Annotated in this window: 18 protein-coding genes; 7 read left to right on the forward strand and 11 right to left on the reverse strand. The window is 59.9% G+C overall.

Features of this window, described 5'->3' with window-relative positions:
- Positions 1-161: 161 nt before the first annotated feature.
- From NBG89_RS13050 to ybgC, 11 genes are all read right to left on the reverse strand, one after another.
- A complete protein-coding gene (locus tag NBG89_RS13050) occupies positions 162-929 on the reverse strand; it encodes an outer membrane protein (RefSeq protein ID WP_088692877.1) in 768 nt (255 codons plus the stop codon).
- A 178-nt stretch (positions 930-1,107) separates the two neighbouring features.
- Entirely contained in the window at positions 1,108-2,460 is a 1,353-nt protein-coding gene (gene glmM / locus NBG89_RS13055) for a phosphoglucosamine mutase (protein WP_431320318.1), read from the reverse strand.
- A gap of 236 nt (positions 2,461-2,696) precedes the next feature.
- Positions 2,697-4,628 carry an ATP-dependent zinc metalloprotease FtsH gene (gene ftsH, locus NBG89_RS13060; RefSeq protein WP_088692879.1) on the reverse strand — a complete coding sequence of 644 codons (1,932 nt, stop codon included), beginning with the start codon at positions 4,626-4,628 and terminating at the stop codon, positions 2,697-2,699.
- A 98-nt stretch (positions 4,629-4,726) separates the two neighbouring features.
- Positions 4,727-6,052 carry a tRNA lysidine(34) synthetase TilS gene (tilS, locus tag NBG89_RS13065; protein ID WP_431320319.1) on the reverse strand — a complete coding sequence of 442 codons (1,326 nt, stop codon included), beginning with the start codon at positions 6,050-6,052 and terminating at the stop codon, positions 4,727-4,729.
- 11 nt (positions 6,053-6,063) lie between these two features.
- On the reverse strand, positions 6,064-7,068 hold the full coding sequence (ybgF, locus tag NBG89_RS13070) for a tol-pal system protein YbgF (RefSeq protein WP_431320320.1): 1,005 nt from the start codon (positions 7,066-7,068) through the stop codon (positions 6,064-6,066).
- Positions 7,069-7,228: 160 nt separating this feature from the next.
- Complete coding sequence (pal, locus tag NBG89_RS13075) at positions 7,229-7,759, reverse strand: peptidoglycan-associated lipoprotein Pal (protein WP_007802639.1); 531 nt, start codon at positions 7,757-7,759, stop codon at positions 7,229-7,231.
- A gap of 156 nt (positions 7,760-7,915) precedes the next feature.
- Complete coding sequence (gene tolB / locus NBG89_RS13080) at positions 7,916-9,226, reverse strand: Tol-Pal system beta propeller repeat protein TolB (protein WP_088692881.1); 1,311 nt, start codon at positions 9,224-9,226, stop codon at positions 7,916-7,918.
- Positions 9,227-9,248: 22 nt separating this feature from the next.
- Positions 9,249-10,385, reverse strand: coding sequence for a hypothetical protein (locus NBG89_RS13085; protein ID WP_431320321.1), 1,137 nt, complete (start codon positions 10,383-10,385; stop codon positions 9,249-9,251).
- Between the two features lie 8 nt (positions 10,386-10,393).
- Positions 10,394-10,849: a protein TolR gene (gene tolR / locus NBG89_RS13090; protein ID WP_028749423.1), complete on the reverse strand. Its 456-nt coding sequence runs from the start codon at positions 10,847-10,849 to the stop codon at positions 10,394-10,396.
- A 29-nt stretch (positions 10,850-10,878) separates the two neighbouring features.
- Positions 10,879-11,598, reverse strand: a complete 720-nt coding sequence (tolQ, locus tag NBG89_RS13095; RefSeq protein ID WP_431320322.1) for a protein TolQ — start codon at positions 11,596-11,598, stop codon at positions 10,879-10,881.
- A gap of 426 nt (positions 11,599-12,024) precedes the next feature.
- The gene (ybgC, locus tag NBG89_RS13100; RefSeq protein ID WP_431320323.1) at positions 12,025-12,489 is read right to left on the reverse strand and encodes a tol-pal system-associated acyl-CoA thioesterase; all 465 of its coding nucleotides are present in this window, start codon (positions 12,487-12,489) and stop codon (positions 12,025-12,027) included.
- A 119-nt stretch (positions 12,490-12,608) separates the two neighbouring features.
- Here ybgC and NBG89_RS13105 point away from each other — a divergent pair, with 119 nt between their 5' ends.
- The 7 genes from NBG89_RS13105 to NBG89_RS13135 all read left to right on the forward strand — a co-directional run bounded on the left by NBG89_RS13105 (position 12,609) and on the right by NBG89_RS13135 (position 18,839).
- Entirely contained in the window at positions 12,609-13,829 is a 1,221-nt protein-coding gene (locus NBG89_RS13105) for an NAD-dependent epimerase/dehydratase family protein (protein ID WP_431320324.1), read from the forward strand.
- A complete protein-coding gene (locus NBG89_RS13110) occupies positions 13,826-14,647 on the forward strand; it encodes a glycosyltransferase (RefSeq protein WP_431320325.1) in 822 nt (273 codons plus the stop codon). Before NBG89_RS13105 ends, NBG89_RS13110 begins: the two co-directional genes overlap by 4 nt.
- Positions 14,644-15,528 (forward strand): NAD-dependent epimerase/dehydratase family protein, encoded by an 885-nt coding sequence (locus tag NBG89_RS13115; RefSeq protein WP_431320326.1) that lies wholly within the window; start codon positions 14,644-14,646, stop codon positions 15,526-15,528. The genes NBG89_RS13110 and NBG89_RS13115 overlap by 4 nt, the downstream gene beginning before the upstream one ends.
- Before the next feature lie 76 nt (positions 15,529-15,604).
- Positions 15,605-16,336, forward strand: a complete 732-nt coding sequence (locus NBG89_RS13120; protein WP_431320327.1) for a hypothetical protein — start codon at positions 15,605-15,607, stop codon at positions 16,334-16,336.
- A gap of 96 nt (positions 16,337-16,432) precedes the next feature.
- Positions 16,433-17,020 (forward strand): 5-formyltetrahydrofolate cyclo-ligase, encoded by a 588-nt coding sequence (locus NBG89_RS13125; protein WP_431320328.1) that lies wholly within the window; start codon positions 16,433-16,435, stop codon positions 17,018-17,020.
- 2 nt (positions 17,021-17,022) lie between these two features.
- Entirely contained in the window at positions 17,023-17,847 is an 825-nt protein-coding gene (locus tag NBG89_RS13130; protein WP_016557201.1) for a TIGR00282 family metallophosphoesterase, read from the forward strand.
- A 155-nt stretch (positions 17,848-18,002) separates the two neighbouring features.
- Positions 18,003-18,839 (forward strand): MBL fold metallo-hydrolase, encoded by an 837-nt coding sequence (locus NBG89_RS13135; RefSeq protein WP_431320329.1) that lies wholly within the window; start codon positions 18,003-18,005, stop codon positions 18,837-18,839.
- Positions 18,840-18,856: the final 17 nt, after the last annotated feature.

Here is an 18,856-nt window from a genome sequence, read left to right on the forward strand (position 1 = left end):
ATGCAGTGCCCGCATGACTGACCAGTACGGGCATTATTTCAGCGAGATGCTAACGTGCAGTTAACTATGTTTGTTAACTTCGAGCGAGTTCGAGGCATACGAAAAAGGCCGCCATGACGGCGGCCTTGAGGCGAGGCTCTCACAGTAAGGAACGAAACCGGTTATTGCAGCGAGTAACGCAGGCCGAGTTTGAAATCGTGCGAGGTAATGTTGTTGAAGTGCATCGGGCCGGTATCTACGGTGTTGTCATAAGAGTGGATCCGGCCGGTCTGTGCATCGCCTAGGTTGAGGTAGGTATAACCGAAGTCGACCGTGAGACGGTCTGTCACCTGATAACCGAGACCAGCATGCAGCGCCCAGGCAAAGTTCCAGGTGGAATCGCTGTCAGCATAAGCAACACCTTGAGTCGGGACATTGACGTCTCTGAAACTAGAGATGGTGTTGCGTGAGGTGCCGATACCGGCCCCGACATAAGGCGTGATGCCATACCAAGTGCCGATATCGACGTAGGCGTTGGCCATCACCAGCCATTCTGACTTGGCGCCGTCATAGTCATTCGTGGCATCCCAGACAGCCGCCCCCGTTGCGTCGGTGTGACCATAACGATCGAGCGCGGAAAAATCGGTCTTACCGCGATACTGGACAATCGCATCAGCACGCAGCCACTGATTGAATTGATAGCCGATGCCCAAATCGCCAAGTGGCCCACTGTCAAAGCCGCCGTCGTCGAGAAATTCGTGGAGCTCAACGTCGTCAAACAATTCGTGCTGCAACCCGCCAAGACGCTGGTTGGTCATACCTATATCGCCGCGCAGATACCATCCGCCGAAGGTCGGGACGGGTGCCGGTGGGTCAACATAGAGATCAGCGGCGAGAACGGGGCCGCCGCCCACCAGCGCCGCAGCCACGGCAATCAAAAATCTCTTCATAGTATTCTCCAAGAAAAAACCAACACCCGGCGCGCATAGATCGACCACACCCGGCTTTATTCATTCTGGAGTCTTACAAACTAGGGTTAATGTCAGATTAAATTTACAGGATCTTTATCATGATTTCGCCTGCATGACCGGACGCCTAACAACGCCCGGCAGGCAATGCATACGGACGTCACGCGGCGTCGCGCACACCACCAATTATGCCTACCAGGTCATTGACGATGCGTTCGATCTGGCTGCGGTCATCGCCTTCAGCCATGACCCGGATCAGCGGCTCAGTGCCGGAAGGACGGATGACAAGGCGGCCGCTATGGCCAAGCTCCGCTTCGGCATCGGCGATTGCTTTCAGCACACGGCCATCTTCAAGCGGCTTGCCGCCAGAAATGCGGACGTTGCGGAGCAACTGCGGCACCGGATCGAAACGACGGCAAACTTCGCTCACCGTCTTGCCGGTCCGCTTGACCGCAGCAAGGATCTGCAGTGCCGCCACCAGACCGTCGCCCGTCGTGCCGTAGTCGGACAATACGATGTGTCCAGACTGCTCGCCGCCGACATTGTAGTTTTGCTGGCGCATGTGCTCGACCACGTAGCGGTCGCCGACCATCGTGCGCACGAGGCCTAGCCCCTTGTCTTCCAGGAAGCGTTCCAGTCCGAGATTCGACATCACGGTCGCAACGATACCGCCACCGCGAAGCTGCTGGCTTTCGGCAAAGCTTTCAGCGATGACAGCCATCAGCTGATCGCCATCGACCACCGCGCCATTCTCATCGATGATGATCACCCGGTCGGCGTCGCCGTCGAGCGCAATGCCGATATCAGCCCGCACTTCATCGACCTTCTTCTGCAGAGCGACCGGGCTCGTGGAGCCGCAATTGAGATTGATGTTCGTGCCGTTCGGCTCATTGCCAATGGTGACGACGTCAGCGCCGAGCTCCCAGAGAACGGCGGGGGCCACTTTGTAGGCCGCCCCGTTTGCGCAGTCGATCGCGATCCTCAAGCCCTGCAGCGTGACGTCGCGCGGTAGTGTGCGCTTGGCATGCTCGATATAGCGGTCATGGACGCCGTCAACGCGCTTGGCGCGGCCGATGTCGTCGGCCTTGGCAAGCTGCGTCGAGAGATCCTTTTCGAGCAGATCCTCGATCTGCATTTCCAGATCATCCGACAGTTTGTAGCCATCTGGCCCAAAGAGCTTGATACCGTTGTCCTGATAGGGATTGTGGGAGGCAGAGATCATCACGCCGATGTCGGCGCGCAAAGACCGCGTCAGCATGGCTACGGCTGGCGTCGGGATAGGACCGAGAACGAACGCGTCGACGCCAGCGGCAGTAAAGCCTGCGACCATCGCATTCTCGAGCATGTAGCCAGAAAGGCGCGTATCCTTGCCAATAACAACTCGGTGACGGTGGTTACCACGGCGAAAAATAGTTCCGACTGCAATCCCGACCCGCATTGCAAGGTCTGGCGTCATCGGGAACACGTTGGATTGACCGCGAATGCCGTCCGTACCGAAATAGCGTCTTTTCATATGCACCCCTGTGCCTTGGCGCGCCTACAGGCTGCGCAGTATTACTTGCAAAAATCACACCGCCACGGGCGGAATGTCGCTACAAGAGCCTCGAATGAGGCCTCCCTATGTCACCGGCATGACATAAATTGCCGTCACCATCACGTAAATTAGCAAGAAAACCCATTACATCGCGTTACCGACACAAAAGGCCGGAGTCCACAGGACCCCGGCCTTTCGTGCATTTTCAAGAGAAATCAATGCGGCTGCGGTTCCAAGCCGGCTTCCGGCTCGTCACCCTTGGTCGCCGGGCGCGTACCGGTCTTCGGCACGGCCGAACCGCGGCTGGGAGGCGCATCGTCGCCAAGATCGCGCGAGGGCTTCTCGCCACGAATCAACGCCTTGATTTCCTCGCCCGTCAGGGTCTCGTATTCGAGAAGCCCTTCCGCAAGCGCAACGAACTCGTCGTGCTTGTCCGTCAGGATGTCACGAGCCTGGGTATAGGCTTCATCGATCAGGCGGCGCACTTCGTTGTCAATCTTCTGGGCCGTCGCCTCGGAGACATTCTTCGACTGTGAAACAGAGTGGCCGAGGAAGACCTCCTGCTGGTTCTCACCGTAGGCGACCTGACCGAGCTCGTCGGAGAAGCCCCACTGCGTGACCATCGCGCGGGCAAGCTTGGTCGCCTGCTCAATGTCAGAGGACGCACCGGAAGTGATATTCTCCTTGCCGAACGTCAGTTCCTCGGCAACGCGGCCGCCCATCATGATGCAGAGGCGCGAAACCATCCACTTGTAGCTCATCGAGTAGCGGTCGCCCTCGGGGAGCTGCATGACCATTCCAAGCGCGCGGCCGCGCGGGATGATCGTTGCCTTGTGCAACGGATCGGCGACAGCGACGTTGAGTGCCGTGATCGCGTGGCCGGCTTCGTGATAGGCGGTGAGCTTCTTTTCCGCTTCGGTCATCGCCGAAGAACGGCGCTCGGCGCCCATCATGATCTTGTCCTTGGCGTCTTCGAATTCCTGCATGGTGACGACGCGCTTGTTGCGGCGTGCGGCCATCAGGGCAGCTTCGTTGACGAGGTTCATCAGATCAGCACCGGAGAAGCCGGGCGTACCGCGAGCCAGAACCTTGAGATCGACATTCGGTGCCAGCGGCACGTTGCGGGCGTGCACCTTCAGGATGCGCTCGCGGCCAACGATATCAGGATTCGGAACGACGACCTGACGGTCGAAGCGGCCCGGACGCAAAAGCGCCGGATCGAGAACGTCGGGACGGTTGGTCGCTGCGATCAGGATGATGCCCTCGTTTGCTTCGAAGCCATCCATCTCGACCAGCAGCTGGTTCAGCGTCTGCTCACGTTCATCGTTACCGCCGCCGAGGCCGGCGCCGCGATGACGACCGACAGCATCGATTTCGTCGATGAAGATGATGCAGGGCGCATTCTTCTTGGCCTGCTCGAACATGTCGCGGACACGGCTTGCACCGACGCCGACGAACATTTCAACGAAGTCGGAACCCGAGATCGTGAAGAACGGAACGTTAGCTTCGCCTGCAACAGAGCGGGCAAGCAGCGTCTTACCGGTACCGGGAGGGCCAACCAATAGAACGCCGCGCGGTATCTTGCCGCCGAGACGCTGGAACTTCTGTGGATCGCGCAGGAATTCAACAATTTCCTCAAGATCTTGCTTGGCTTCGTCAACACCCGCGACGTCATCGAAGGTCACGCGGCCATGCGCTTCTGTCAGAAGCTTGGCCTTGGACTTGCCAAAGCCCATTGCGCCGCGCGAGCCGCCCTGCATCTGCCGCATGAAGAACAACCAGACGCCAAGGATCAGCAGCATCGGCAGCAACGTACCGATGTAGCTCAGGAAGCCCGACGAACCATCGGTTTCCGGGCGCGCCGAAACGAGGACGTTCTTCTGCTGCAGACGGTCGAGTAGGCTGCCGTCGACGACAGGCGTATAGGTCTGGAAGGTAGTGCCGTTTTCAACATAGCTGCCGGTGACACGGTTACCGGTGACGACGACTTCCTTGACGCGGCCCGCATCCACTTCACGCAGGAACTGCGAGTAAGGGATTTCGCGGGAGCTGGTCTGCGCCGGCGACGTCTGGAACATGCTGAACAGGGCAATCAGCAGGAGTGCTATGATTGCCCACAAGGCGAAATTACGTAAGTTAGGGTTCATCGAACTCCCCAGCACTGGAACAGCGGCCTCATGGCAACCGTCTTATTTGGTCTCTAACATAGGATTGCCTTGGGTGAATGCCAAGGAAAACTGGACTGTTAGATAGATTTTCCGTCAATAAGACCTAAAGGCGGTTTTGGATAGGGGCGTGTTCCAAAGGCAGCCGCAAGGCTCTCCGCAAAGATGAAATCAAATCGTGTCAAAAAACGGTCGAAGGGCGAAAAATAGGGTGTGATGCCGACTTTCTGGGCAGCACTGCCGGGAGCATCGTTTCCTGCCACATCAACGATACGCGGCGCCGCCGCCAAGGCTCGCCTGACAACGCCTCTAGGTAGTTGAGCGCGTTGCGTCTCGGATCGGCCAGCAGCAATGCCGATTTCCAACGAGGTTCCGTTTTCAACCAGGTACCGGCCGTCCCAAACACCATGCTCGCCGGGTGCTAGCGTCAACGGCAAGATGCCGCGGTTTTCGCGAACGAGAAAGAGCCCGTCGCGCCTGAGGTCGAACACCACCCGGCTCGCGGTCATCCGCCCCAGATCACCCTTTTCGATCAGAGCCAGCACGTCGTCCATCTGCTTGCGCCCGAGCGTGAACGCTTGACCGCCGAACACTGCCGCAAGACGTGCGACGGCATAACTAAGGATCTCGCGATCGACGGTCAGCCCGGCCGGCATCACCTGGCCGATGCACGGAGGGTGCAGAACGAAATACTGATCCAACCATAGCGCAGCTGCAGCGGCGGCGCCCGCGCGCAAATCACCCACCGCATCCGCAGCCGGAATGGCGTCTGCCTTGTCGGCGAAGCCCGACCGTACGCGCACACGTTCGTATTTCGGATCATCATTGCTTGGATCGTCGATCCAGCCGACCCGTCGTGCACGAAGGTAATCGCGGATCACTTCTCGTCGGCAACCGAGCAACGGGCGAGCAATCCACAAGCGGCGATCAAAAAGGACGAGATCGGCAATGCCAGTGCTTGGCTGCTCGGAACGTTCCCGTCGCATGGCAAGCGTCTCACGCTGATCATCAGCCGTGTGCGCGGTCACAACAATGTCCGCATTCATGTTTTCGGCAGCATCGGAAAGCAGCGCATAGCGAGCGTCACGTGCTGCCGCCATGATGCCGGCTTTTGGCTTCTCGCCCTTCCAAACCTTGATCAAGTGGGGAATTTCAAGCGACCTGCAGAAGGCTGCAACCTCGTGAGCTTCAACGGCGGATTCTATCCGCAACGCATGGTCGACGGTTACGGCACAAAGCGAGATTCCAGAATTGGGAGTGGCCTTGAGAGCTTCGACGAGCGCCAGAAGCAGGCCAGTTGAATCACTACCACCCGAAATCGCAACAAGGATGCGCGAGGGCTTGATCAGCGAGTCAAGGAAACGGCGTAGTGCCGTCTCGGGTAGAAGGGGGCCGCCCGGACGCAAAGCCGGAAGACCTAGCAGGCGAGACGCTTTTGCTCGCTGGCAACCTTGGTTATGACAGCACGTGAAGCCTTGGGGTAACGCTTCGAGACTTCACGCAGCGTCGCGCATGCGGTTTCGGTATTGTCGAGCGCCGCAAGCGACATGCCGAGCTTGAGAAGCATTTCCGGCGCCTTTTCAGAGCTGCCGTACTTCTTGTGCGCGTCGAGGAACGTCTTGGCGGCCTCGTTGTACTTGCCCTGCGAGTAGAGCGCTTCGCCAAGCCAGAAATTGGCATCGGCTGCGCGAGCGCTGCTCGGATACTGAGCGATATACTGGGTGAATTCCTGTTCGGCCGTCGAGTAGTCGCCGGAGAGCACGTGGCCGTAGGCGGCCTTGTACTGGTCGGCTTCGCTGCCGAGCGAGGCGGTCTGCGACGAACGGCCGGAATCGACGCCCGGAAGCGGGCCGGATCCAACTGAGGCGCCCTCGTTGACCGAGCCACCGATCGGGTTGCCGTTCTGGTCGAACTGCATCGAACCGAGCTGCTTCGGCGGCTGGCCGAGGCCATCGTTCGCCGGGACATCGGTCGAGGGAGCCGTTTCGGCTCCCTGCGGTGCTTGGATAACACGAGCGACATCATCGCCGCCGCCCTGACCCTGAACCGGAGGTGGCGCGTCGGCCTCGCTCTTCTTCATCGTCTTGGAGCCGCCACCGGCACTGCCGCCGCCGCCGCCCTTCTCCAGCTGCTGGAAGCGGAATTCGTTGTCTTCCTGTGCCTTGCGGATCGTCTCCTGCATCTGCAGGAGCTGGAAGCTCATCTCCTCAATGCGACCATTCAGCTGACGCAGCTGCTCTTCGAGCTGCTGGATGCGAACTTCGGCGCCGCCGGCCTGCACGTTTACAACCGGTGCCTGCGGCTGCCGATCCGCGGCCTTGCCGCCAATCTGCCAGCCAAAAAGCGACGTCGCATTCGCCGATTGGCCCGCCCCGGCCACGGCCGCGAGGCACAGCATGCCCGCAACGACAAGTTTTTTCATATGGTTCGTCCTGTCCCAGTGATTCTTCGCGCCCTTTGGCACGAACAGGAGATTTTTCCAATTACTTTCAAAAAGCAACGGAAACTGGCCAAAGTGTGTTCAAAAAGAAAAGGCGGCCCGCGATGGAGCCGCCTTTCGAAATTGTAATATTTCCCGGCAATTACATACCGGCGCCACCGAGAACGGTAACGGCGCGGCGGTTCTGCGACCAGCAGGAAATATCGTCGCAGACGGCAACCGGGCGTTCCTTGCCATAGGAGATCGTCTTCATGCGCTGCGCCGGAACGCCACGCGAAGCAAGGTAATCCTTGGTGGCGGCGGCACGGCGAGCACCGAGAGCGAGGTTGTATTCGCGCGTGCCGCGTTCGTCGGCGTGGCCTTCGATGGTGATCGCGTACTTCGGATAGCGCGCGAGCCACTGAGCCTGACGATCGAGCGTCTGGGAAGCGTCCGCGCGGATCGAAGTGGAGTCGGTGTCGAAGAAGATGCGGTCGCCGACGTTGACGGTAAAGTCCTGGGCGGAGCCAGGCGTTGCGGCGCCGGCACCAAGGCCGAGATCGCCGGCGCTGTTGGCCATGTTCTTCTTGTTGGCGCAACCGGCCAGAGCGAGACCGGCGACAAGCGCGATCATGACGGGGTTGCGGGCAAAATTCTGCATGCGGCTCATTGCCGGGGTGTGAATTCGGCTCATGGCCGGTCTCCTTGCGACTTGATTAAGGTTGCCGGACTGTAACCTCGTTGGGTTAATCGGCATTCAAGAATTATGGTTAACAGATGGTTGATTTGGCCCTCAGTCGCCCCAATCAGGGATTTTTGCGGCGACAAAAAGGCACATCCACAGGCTTTGCTACTCGAGAAGTGGAGACCAGGCCGGGTCCGAAGCGAAGGTCGGAGTCTTGATGAGCTGCTCGTTGTAGCCCGTCAGATCGATCGAATACAGTTGCGGACCACCGGCACCTGCCGCCTGGCGGAAGAACATGATGACGCGGCCATTCGGTGCCCAGGTCGGGCCCTCATTGTGGAAGCCCGTCGTCAGGATACGCTCGCCCGAACCGTCCGGCTTCATCACGCCGATCGAGAACTTGCCACCAGACTGCTTGGTGAAGGCGATCAGATCGCCGCGGGGAGACCAGACCGGCGTGGAGTAGTTGCCGTCACCGAAGGAGATGCGCGTCTGGCCGGAGCCGTCAGCATTCATGACATAGATCTGCTGGTGACCACCGCGGTCGCTTTCGAAGACGATCCGGTTGCCATCAGGCGAATAGGACGGCGAAGTATCGATCGCAGCAGTGGACGTCAGGCGCGTCGTGGTGCGCGAACGCAGGTCCATCGTGTAGATGTTCGCGTTGCCTTCCTGTTGAAGGCTCATGACGACCTTCTGACCGTCGGGCGAAAAGCGTGGCGAGAAGGTCATGCCGGGGAAGTTGCCGACCACCTCGCGCTGTCCCGTCTCAAGCTGCAGCAGGTAAACCCGCGGCTGCTGGTTGGCGAAGGACATATAGGTGACTTCCTGACGGTTCGGCGAAAAGCGCGGTGTCAGAACGAGGTCGCTGCCGTTCGTCAACATGCGGACGTTGTAACCGTCCTGATCCATGATGGCGAGCTGGCGCTTGCGCTCCTGCTTGGTGCCGGACTCCGAGACGAACACGACACGGGTATCGAAGTAGCCTTCCTCGCCGGTGATCTGCTTGTAGATCGCGTCGGCGATGATGTGGGCCACACGGCGCCAGTTCTCAGGCTGGGTGTAGAACTGCTGGCCCGTCATCTGCGTGCCAGCAAACGTGTCCCACAGGCGGAACTCGGCGCGAAGGCGCCCGTCGCTTTCCTGCGTCACGCGACCGGTGACGAGTGCCTGCGCATTGATGACCTTCCAGTCCTCGAAGCGCGGAGCGGCATCCGGGTTCGAGATCTTCTCGATGAAGGCGTTCTTGTCGATCGGCTTGAAAAGACCGGAGCGCTGAAGGTCGGCGGCGACCACCTGTGACACCTGCGCGCCCATGTCGCCCTGCAGGAAGTCGGTGATCGCGATCGGCAGTGGCTCGACATTGCCCTTGTTGATGTTGATTTCGACAAGCGCGTTGGCCGGCGTGGCGACAACCGCAGTGGTTATCATGCCAACGGCGACCATCAAGGCGCGAATGAGGGAACACTTGGTCATGAGGGGCAAGCCTTTCAGCATTTTAAAGGGCTAGATCGCTAGGATCGAAGTTGACGACGACCTCGTTCCAGGCGTCGTATTTATCTTTCGGCAGGTTCGAGAATGGGGCCGACTTCATGATGGCGCGATAGGCCCCGCCTTTGAGAGCCTGGCGAGTCGAATCGTTGGTGCCGCCGGTGGCTTCGACCTCCGGCTCGCCGATGATGTTGCCATCCCGGTCCAGTTTCATGCTGACCTTGATGCGCACGTCAGCGGCGCCTTCCATCCCAGGAATGACAGACCAATTGCCGGCAATGGCGCTCTTAAGCGCATCCATCTCGCTCATCGAGAGCTTGGAGCCGTTGGACGCCTTTTTCGATCCGAGCGAGGCAACTTCCGTCGAGCGCTTGGCGCCACCGGACGACGGATCCTGCTTGTTCAACAAAGCCGCAATATCGTCGGCGTTGAAGTCGCTCTGTTTCGAAGAGGCGGACTTCGCCTTCTCCTGCTTCTTGTCAGCCTTCTTCTTGTCCGTCGGCTTTTCGTCTGCGTTCGCCTGATCCTCGGTCTTTTTTTCCGGGGGCTTCTCGGCCGGCTTCTGTTCCGGCGGCTTCGGCTGCGGCTTCACGACAGGAGTCGGGACCTTGTCCGGCAGCGCTTCGGCGTCCGGCTTCGGTGGCTCGGGCTGTTCCTGGGGTGTTTCCTCGGGCTTTGGCGGAGTTGGTGTCGGCGGCGTGATCTCGGGCTTTGGCGGCGTGATGGAAGCGACCTGCTTCGGCTCGACATCCGTCTCCTCCTTCACGATCTCCTTCACCTCGTTCGGCACGGGATCATTCTGCGGAAGAGGCTTTTCGGCAGCCTTCGGGGCTGCAGCGCTCTCATTGTTGCTGGGTTTGGCGTTCGGAACCGGCGGCGTCTTGAGGTCGACCTTGTTATCGCCCATGTTCTCGGCGTTCGCGACTTCGGTCGGCCTTGTTGTCGGCTTTGGAGCAGGCTTTTCGCTCGGCTTGGCCGTCTTGTCGCCCTGCTGCATCTGCGTCATTTCTTCGACAGGCACGAGGTCGACGGGCATCGCCTCGAAATCCTCGACCTTGAACTGCTCCGGGGAGCCGATAGAAATCAGCGCCCAGGCAAGCAGTGCACAATGCAGAGCCGCAGATGTGACGATACTGGCCTTCATAGCGTTCGCTATTGGTCCTTCTTCTGCTGCGTCACGAGACCGATGTTCTTGTAACCGGCACCCTGGATGCGGGCCATGACGTCGGCGATCACGCCGTAAGGCGCGGTCGCGTCGCCGCGAACGAAGATGCGTTCATTGTAGCCAGTCGTTGCAATCGCCTCGAGCTTCGCGGCAATCTCGTCGACCGGGATCGGTGTTTCCTGCAGGAACACCTGGCCGTCGTTCTTGACCGAGATCGTGATCGGCTGCGTTTCGGAATTCAGCGCCTTGGCTTGTGTTTCCGGCAGGTCGACCGGCACGCCGACCGTCATCATCGGTGCTGCGACCATGAAGATGATCAAAAGCACCAGCATGACGTCGACGAGCGGCGTCACATTGATTTCGGAGATCGCGCCACCTCTGTGGCCACCACGACGACGGCCACCGCGGCCACCGCCACTACCGCCACCGCTTGGAGCACCCATACCCATATCGTTGACTCCGTTCCCGTCGATTACTGCGCGGCCTGGCGCGGCTGCAGTTTCTCGTCGATCTGGCGCGAAAGGATGGCGGAGAATTCATCCGCAAAGCCTTCCATGCGAGCAGAAAGCTTGCCGGCATCGGCAGTGAACTTGTTGTAGGCGATAACGGCCGGGATAGCGGCAACAAGACCGATTGCGGTGGCAAGCAGCGCTTCCGCGATACCGGGGGCAACGACCGCGAGGTTCGTCGACTTCGAGCCGGCGATCGCCTGGAAGGAGGTCATGATACCGACGACCGTACCGAAGAGGCCGATGAACGGACCGGCGGAACCGATCGTTGCCAGCGAGCCGAGGCGGGCGGAGAGGAATTCGGATTCACGCGCCAGCGTGACATCCATGGCGCGGTCGATACGCATCTGCAGACCGATCGGGGAGCGCGCACCGCGCTCGAACGACTTCTTCCATTCGCGCATCGCCGCAACGAAGATCGCGGCAAGGCCGGTATTGTTGCGCTCCGACAGCGTGCGATAAAGCTCTTCCAGCGACTGGCCCGACCAGAATACCTGCTCGAATTTCTCGAACTGGCGCCGTGCGCGACCATACGCCAGATACTTGTCGATGACGATCGCCCAGGTCCAGACCGAGGCTGCGATGAGCCCGAGCATAACCAGCTTGACGACGAGACCTGCCTGCATAAACAGCGACCAGAGGCTGACGTCGGCCGTTGCTGCTGCCAATCCTACTTGTTCCATTGATCCAAAATCCCCGAATCCAAACGCCCGGCACTTGACCGGGCGGCACAAAGTGATCTCGCAAGAAGTGTCTGGCGGCCGCCGCCCAAAGCCCTGGTCAAGCTTCCAAGCTCTTATCCGCCTTCCTTGCCGTCAAATTTGGTCAAAGGAAGGCGTGCACCGCACAAACTCTGACAATCCGAGTAAGACACTATTATGGTTAACAGTTCGTTAGCGCCGGATCATGACAGCGAAACTATCGGCGAAAGATTTATCCCTTGGATTACTTGGTCAGATCTAGGTCGATGACCACAATAGCGCTTATCTTCCAGCGCGCAAATTCCTTCACACAAAACTCATGTTTATGCAAGGCCAGAATCCCGCGTCTTTTCAGCGTTCGCGATCAACCTAGGCGAATCGCCGCACACAAAGGGTAGCGGCAAGGGCTCAGGGCCCGCGGAGCGGCTTGCTGCCTTCGAGAAATTTCTCGGCAAGTGTTTCCGGAAGGCGTCGCGGCCTGGCATTGGCATTGATGACGGCGATGATCACCTTGGCGGCGATCAGCAGCGTTTCGCCGCGCCGGATCTCCTGATTGAGGACCATCTTGGCGCCGCCTGCTTTTTCGGTGTGCGTCAGCACGGTCAGGATGTCATCCATCCGCGCAGGCTGCCTGAAGTCGATCTCCATGCGGTGGACGACGAAGACAAGCCCCTCCTCGTCCGCATTGATAAGCTCTCGCTGCTCGACGCCGAGGCACCGCAGATAGTCGGTGCGACCGCGCTCGAGGAAGTGCAGATAGCGGGCGTGGTAGACGAGGCCCGAGAAATCGGTGTCCTCGTAATAGACCCGCTGCAGGAGCCGGTGACCAGTTTCCGTGAGTTCACCCGAAATCGAAAAACCGTTGTCCGCCATAATTTTCTCCAAAGTCACGCGCCCTCTTTGGCGGAAGACTTTCCACCTTGCAAGCATTGAACAATTGTCACGCTTCCTAAGTAATTTTTGACAGAGACATTCAAGCAGGAGACGACGCGATGAAGATTGCAGTGATGGGCGGAGACGGATTCATCGGTTGGCCGACATCATTGCACCTCTCCGACGCGGGACACGAGATTCATATCCTCGACAACCTCTCGCGGCGGTGGATCGACACCGAACTCGGGGTCCAGTCGCTGACGCCGATGGACTCGATCCAGGAGCGCACGCGCATCTGGCACGCGGAAACTGGCCGACGCATCCATTTCAACCTGATCGACCTTGCCAAGGATTACGAGCTCCTCAAGAAGTGGCTCGCCGAGAACCGTCCGGACGCCGTCATTCATTTCGCCGAGCAGCGTGCCGCCCCCTACTCGATGAAGAGCGACCGCCACAAGAACTACACCGTCAACAACAACGTCAATGCCACCCATAACCTCCTGAATGCGCTCGTTGAACTCCAGCTCGACGCGCATCTGATCCACCTCGGGACAATGGGCGTCTACGGCTATTCGACGGTCGGAGCGGCGATCCCCGAGGGATATCTGCCGGTTGGCATCGAGACGGCGGACGGCGAGACCGTCAGCCAGGAAATCCTCTACCCTTCCAATCCCGGCTCGATCTATCACATGACCAAATGCCTGGATCAGTTGCTCTTCCATTTCTACGCCAAGAACGACCGCCTTCGCATAACCGACCTACACCAGGGGATCGTTTGGGGGACGCATACCGAGCAGACCCGCCGGCACCCGCAACTCGTCAATCGTTTCGATTACGACGGCGATTACGGCACCGTGCTGAACCGCTTCCTCATCCAGGCGGCGATCGGCTATCCTCTGACAGTTCATGGCACCGGCGGCCAGACACGCGCCTTCATCCACATCCAGGACTCCGTGCGCTGCATCGAGCTGGCTCTGAACAACCCGCCTGCCCGCGGCGCCCGTGTCGAAATCTTCAACCAGATGACGGAAACGCATCGGGTGCGTGATCTGGCGGAAATGATCGCCAAGCTGAGCGGCGCCGAGATCGCCTGGCTGCCGAACCCGCGCAAGGAAGCGCCGGAGAACGAGCTGATCGTCAAAAACGAGAAATTCCGCAATCTCGGCCTCGATCCGATCACCCTGCAGACGGGGCTTCTCAGTGAAATCGTCGACGTCGCCAAGAAATTTGCCTATCGCGTCGATCGGTCGCGCGTGCCCGCCGTGTCCGCCTGGACGAAAGACATTGCCGCCACGATCAACCATGATCCGGAAGGCAAGAGGCTGAAGTCCGTTTCATGAGTGAGCCTCGACAAGCCTACGTCACTCTCGTCACCAACGACGATTACGCCATGGGCGCCAAGGCGCTCACAGCATCGTTGTGCCGAACCAGCACTTCCGCTGATATCGTCGTCCTCCACACGGAGGGTGTTGACGACGCCAGCCTTGCCACGCTCCTGCAATACGGTTGTCGCCTGGTGCCGGTCGAGCATCTGCCGCTGTCAGCCGAGTTCAATGAACGTCATGCTCGATCCAGTCTGCACGCCGCCGCCCCCTTCACGAAGGGACGCAAGCCGGCATTTCACTCGCCGCTCGACAATTTCTGCAAGCTGCGCCTCTGGCAGCTGACCGAATACGCCAACTGCGTCTTCATTGATGCCGACGCGCTCGTGCTGCGAAACATCGACAAGCTCTTCCGCTATCCCGAGTTTTCCGCCGCCCCGAACGTCTATCAGTCCCTTGCGGATTTTCACCGGCTGAACTCCGGCGTCTTCGTCGCGCAGCCGTCCGAAAAGACATTCCAACGCATGCTGGAGCGACTGGATCGGCCGGGGGTGTTCTGGAAGCGGACGGACCAGACCTTCTTGCAGGAATTTTTCCCGGATTGGCACGGCCTGCCGGTCTATTTCAATATGCTCCAGTATGTATGGTTCACCATGCCCCGGCTTTGGGACTGGCAGAGCATTTCCGTCCTGCACTACCAGTACGAGAAGCCATGGGAGACGAATCATCCGAAGGCCGATAAACTGCGACCGCTGATCGAATTGTGGCATGCATTCTATGCCGGCGCTGCCTTGCCGGATCTATCGACCATGGCGAACCCTGAAGAGACGGCATGAAGGTACTGGTATCAGGCGGAACAGGTCTCGTCGGGCGCTATATCGTCGAAGAACTGCTCGCCGCCGGTTATACCGTGATCATCGGCGGCCGCCACGCGCCATCGCCGCGATTCTTTTCACGTCCGGTGGAATTCGCCGCGCTCTCGCTCGATCCGGCACACGATCATCGCGAGGCCTTCGACGATGCCTATTTCTTCGTGCACGCCGCCTTCCACCACCTGCCCGGTAAATACCGCGGCGGCGAGGGCGACGACCCGGAGACGTTCACGCGCTTCAATCTCGACGGCAGCGTCCGGCTTTTCGAAGCAGCGAAGCGCGCCGGCACGCGCCGCTGCGTCTTCATTTCCAGCCGCGCCGCCTACGGCGAGCACGCACCGGGAACCACGCTGAAAGAAGGTATGCAAGACAAGCCCGAGACCCTTTACGGCCAGGTCAAGCTTGATGCCGAGCGCAGTCTCGCACACCTTGCGGCGCCCGGCTTCGCAACGGCCAGCCTCCGATTGACCGGCGTCTATGGCGACCTTCGGCCGAACAAATGGGATAAGTTGATAGAGGATTACCTCGCCGGCCGTCCCTTGCCTTCGCGTGCCGGAACCGAGGTCCACGGAAGAGACGTCGGCAAAGCCGTGCGGCTGATGCTTGAGGCAGACGCTGCACGCATCTCCGGCGAGACCTTCAACGTCTCCGATGTCACGCTGGATACCTGGGACATTCTCGAACACATTCGCTGGGAGCGCGATTGCCTTAACAGGCTTCCGCTTCCTGCTGACAAATCACAGCTGACGCCGATGGACACGGCGAAAATCCGCGCTCTCGGCTGGTCGCCGGGCAGCATGCCGTTGTTCAATGAAACTATCCATACGCTTGCTACGGGCACATAGGTGGAGCGGTTAACACACAGGCCCACGCAAGCCTGAAGTTGCAGACTACCGCGGATATTGCAATCCGGAGGATAGTATGCAGGTCGGTTCCGCATCAGCGCTCAACATCCTGCGCAACAGCTACTCGACCGACAACCTCAATACCTCGGCCGACGGCACCAACGCGCGACTGAAGATATTGCAGAATGCAGCAAAGGCGCAGAAAAGCTTGCGGGAGAGCATGGCGACCTCTGCCGAAGCCACCAAGGCCCGCGCGGCACGAAAGCTTGAGGAAGCCAAGCAGCAACTCGAAATGCTGAAGAGCGGCGGCTACCCGCCCGAGGTCGTCGCCCGACTGGCGGCCGAACTTGCCCACAAGATGAGCGCCGCTGCAGCGGAATTTGCTTCGGCTGTCGCTGCCAGCGCGACCAGCACGGTATCCACCGCCAATGCAGCCGTCACGGCCGCCGATACCGGAGCGGCGACGGCAGACGCCACAACCGACGCATCAGCCACAAACGCAACGACGTCTTCGGGTAGCTCTGACGCGAGCGCGGCCCAAGCCGACGAGCCGGACGGTACAACTGCGGCACGCAATGCCTACCAGAGCATCGTCGAAGACGGAAAGCAGGCATCAGCAGGTATCTCCACCGAAGATCGCAAGACGATGGAAGAGTTCAAGGCCATGCTGCGGGCGGTCCGGCAGCTCATGGACAAGGCCATGCGCGACCTGCGCGAAAGAACCGGTCAACAGACCTCCGGCGTGAACGCCTATTCGTTTGAGGCACAGTCCAACGCCTTTGCCAGACCAACCAGCATCACGATTTGACCTGATCGGCTCAGGCAGGCGGTCAAAGGTCGCATTGTCCCGTTGAAATGATCGGCCAGACCATTATCGTCTGCTGAAAACAACGTGATGGACCGCATGACCCCGAAAGAACTGAAAGCCGAAATGCGTACCGGCCGGCTCGCACTGCGCGACGCGATCCCGGAAGACACTCGCATCGAGATGAGCCTGGCCATGGCCGAGCATGCCGGCGAGGCGGTCGCATTCGAACCTGGTACAATCGTGTCCGGGTTCCTGCCGATCCGCTCCGAGGCCGACATCCGGCCGCTGATGGCGCGGTTCCAGGCGCGTGGAGCGCGGCTTTGCGTGCCCGCCGTCCTCGACAAGCAGACGATCGCCTTTCGCGAGCTCGTGCGCGGCGTGCCGTTGGTCAGCACAGGCTTCGGCACGTCTGGTCCGCCGGCGGACGCCGCCGTACTCGATCCCGAAATCATGCTGGTGCCCCTCTCCGCTTTTGACAATCGCGGCCACCGCATCGGTTATGGCGCCGGCCATTATGACCGCGCCATCGAGCGTTTGCGGCAAAAAGGCCTGCATCCCAAGCTGATCGGCATTGCATTCGACTGCCAGGAAGTGGCACATGTGCCCGACGAGCCGCACGATGTCAGCCTGGACGCCCTTCTGACGGAAAGCGGGCTGCGCTTTTTTGCCTCTTGGATTGGATAGCAATGCGACTGCTTTTTCTGGGTGACATGGTGGGTAAGACCGGACGCACTGCCGTCTGGAACCGCCTCCCCGGCCTTATTTCTGACCTGAAGCTCGATTTCGTCGTGGTCAACGGCGAGAACGCCGCCGGCGGCTTCGGCATCACCGAGGATATCTTCCTCGAAACGATCAACGCCGGTGCCGATGTCGTCACGACGGGCAATCACGTCTGGGATCAGAAGGAAGCGGTCGCGTTCGCCGGACGTCACGACCAGTTCCTGCGACCCGCCAACTACCCGCAGGGCACACCGGGCCGCGGCTCGGGTCTTTTCTATGCCCGTAACGGTGCGCGCGTGCTGGTCGCAAATGTCATGGGCCGCGTCTTCATGCATCCCGAACTCGACGACCCCTTCAAATCCGCCGAAGCGATCCTGGATGCCTGCCCGCTCAAGGAGCAGGCGGATGCGATCATCTTCGACTTCCATGCCGAAGCGACCAGCGAGAAACAGTGCTTCGGCCATTTCGTCGACGGCCGCGCCAGCTTCGTCGTCGGCACACATACCCATGTCCCGACGGCCGATCATCAGATCCTGAACGGCGGCACGGCATACATGTCGGACGCCGGCATGTGCGGCGACTACGACTCCTCGCTCGGCATGGACAAGGAAGAGCCGCTGAACCGCTTCATCTCCAAGATGCCGAAAGGTCGTATGGAGGCGGCGACTGGTCCCGCCACAATCTGTGGCGTAGGCGTCGAGATATCCGATGCGACCGGGCTCGCTGAAAAGATCGCTCCGCTGCGCCTTGGTCCCCGGCTTGCCGAAACCATCCCGGAGTTCTGGCGCTAGTTCTGGCGCTAGTTCTGGCGCTAGTTCTGGCGCTAGTTCAGGCACTTCCCCGGCATGACGCAAAAGTGAGCAGCGGCTCCGGATTTCAACTGGACCGCTGTGGCGCCTTGCCGCATCCTCCCGAGCTTACCCGTGAGAGCGCTGGAGGAAGTGGCATGAAGCCGCGTTTTCTTGTCTTCGCAATCGCCTGCCTGATAGTCTTGGTCGCCGCGGAGGCGGCTGTCGCCCAGGAGGAGCGAAAAAACGTCAGCCAGTGCCAGGCCATCGCCCAATCGATCCCGCAAGCAACCTTTGCCAGTTTCACAGGTCCAGCGCCGATCATTGGCGCCGGCGTCACCGACCAGTCGGTCACGCTGACCTACATCGAACACTCCACCTTCCTCATTGAGACGCGGGGCGGCGTAACGATCGCAACCGACTACAGCGGCTGGTACTCGCCGCCACAGGTGCCGATGGTCGTCACCATGAACCGCGCTCACTCATCGCACTATAGTTTGGTGACCGACCCGGCCATCAAATATGTGCTGCATGGATGGAGCGACGTACCGGGCGAGAAGGCCAAGATCGATCTCGTCGTTGGCGATACCTACATCCGCAATGTCACCACGGATATCAGGGGCGGCTTCGGCGCGCCGCAGCGGGATGGGAACTCGATCTTCATTTTCGAGGTGGCCGGTCTCTGCATCGGTCACCTCGGCCATCTGCATTACGAATTGACGGACGCCCACTACACCGAGATCGGCAGGCTGGATGTCGTGATGGTTCCGGTGGATGGTGGCCTGACGATGGGCTCCGACAGCATGAGCCGCGTCATCAAGCGGCTGCGTGCCTCGCTGATCCTCCCGATGCATCAGCCGCGGCCGCTGCAAAGCTTCCTGTCGATGTTCGGACCTGATTTCGATATCAGCTACGCGCCGACGAACACGATTTCGGTATCACTGCGCACCTTGCCGAAAAAGCCGTTGATCTATGTCGCGAAGGCAATGCAGTAAAAGACCCGGAGCGTGCC

Origin of the sequence: Rhizobium sp. YTU87027, from assembly GCF_050644135.1 — a bacterium.
Lineage (GTDB): Bacteria > Pseudomonadota > Alphaproteobacteria > Rhizobiales > Rhizobiaceae > Rhizobium.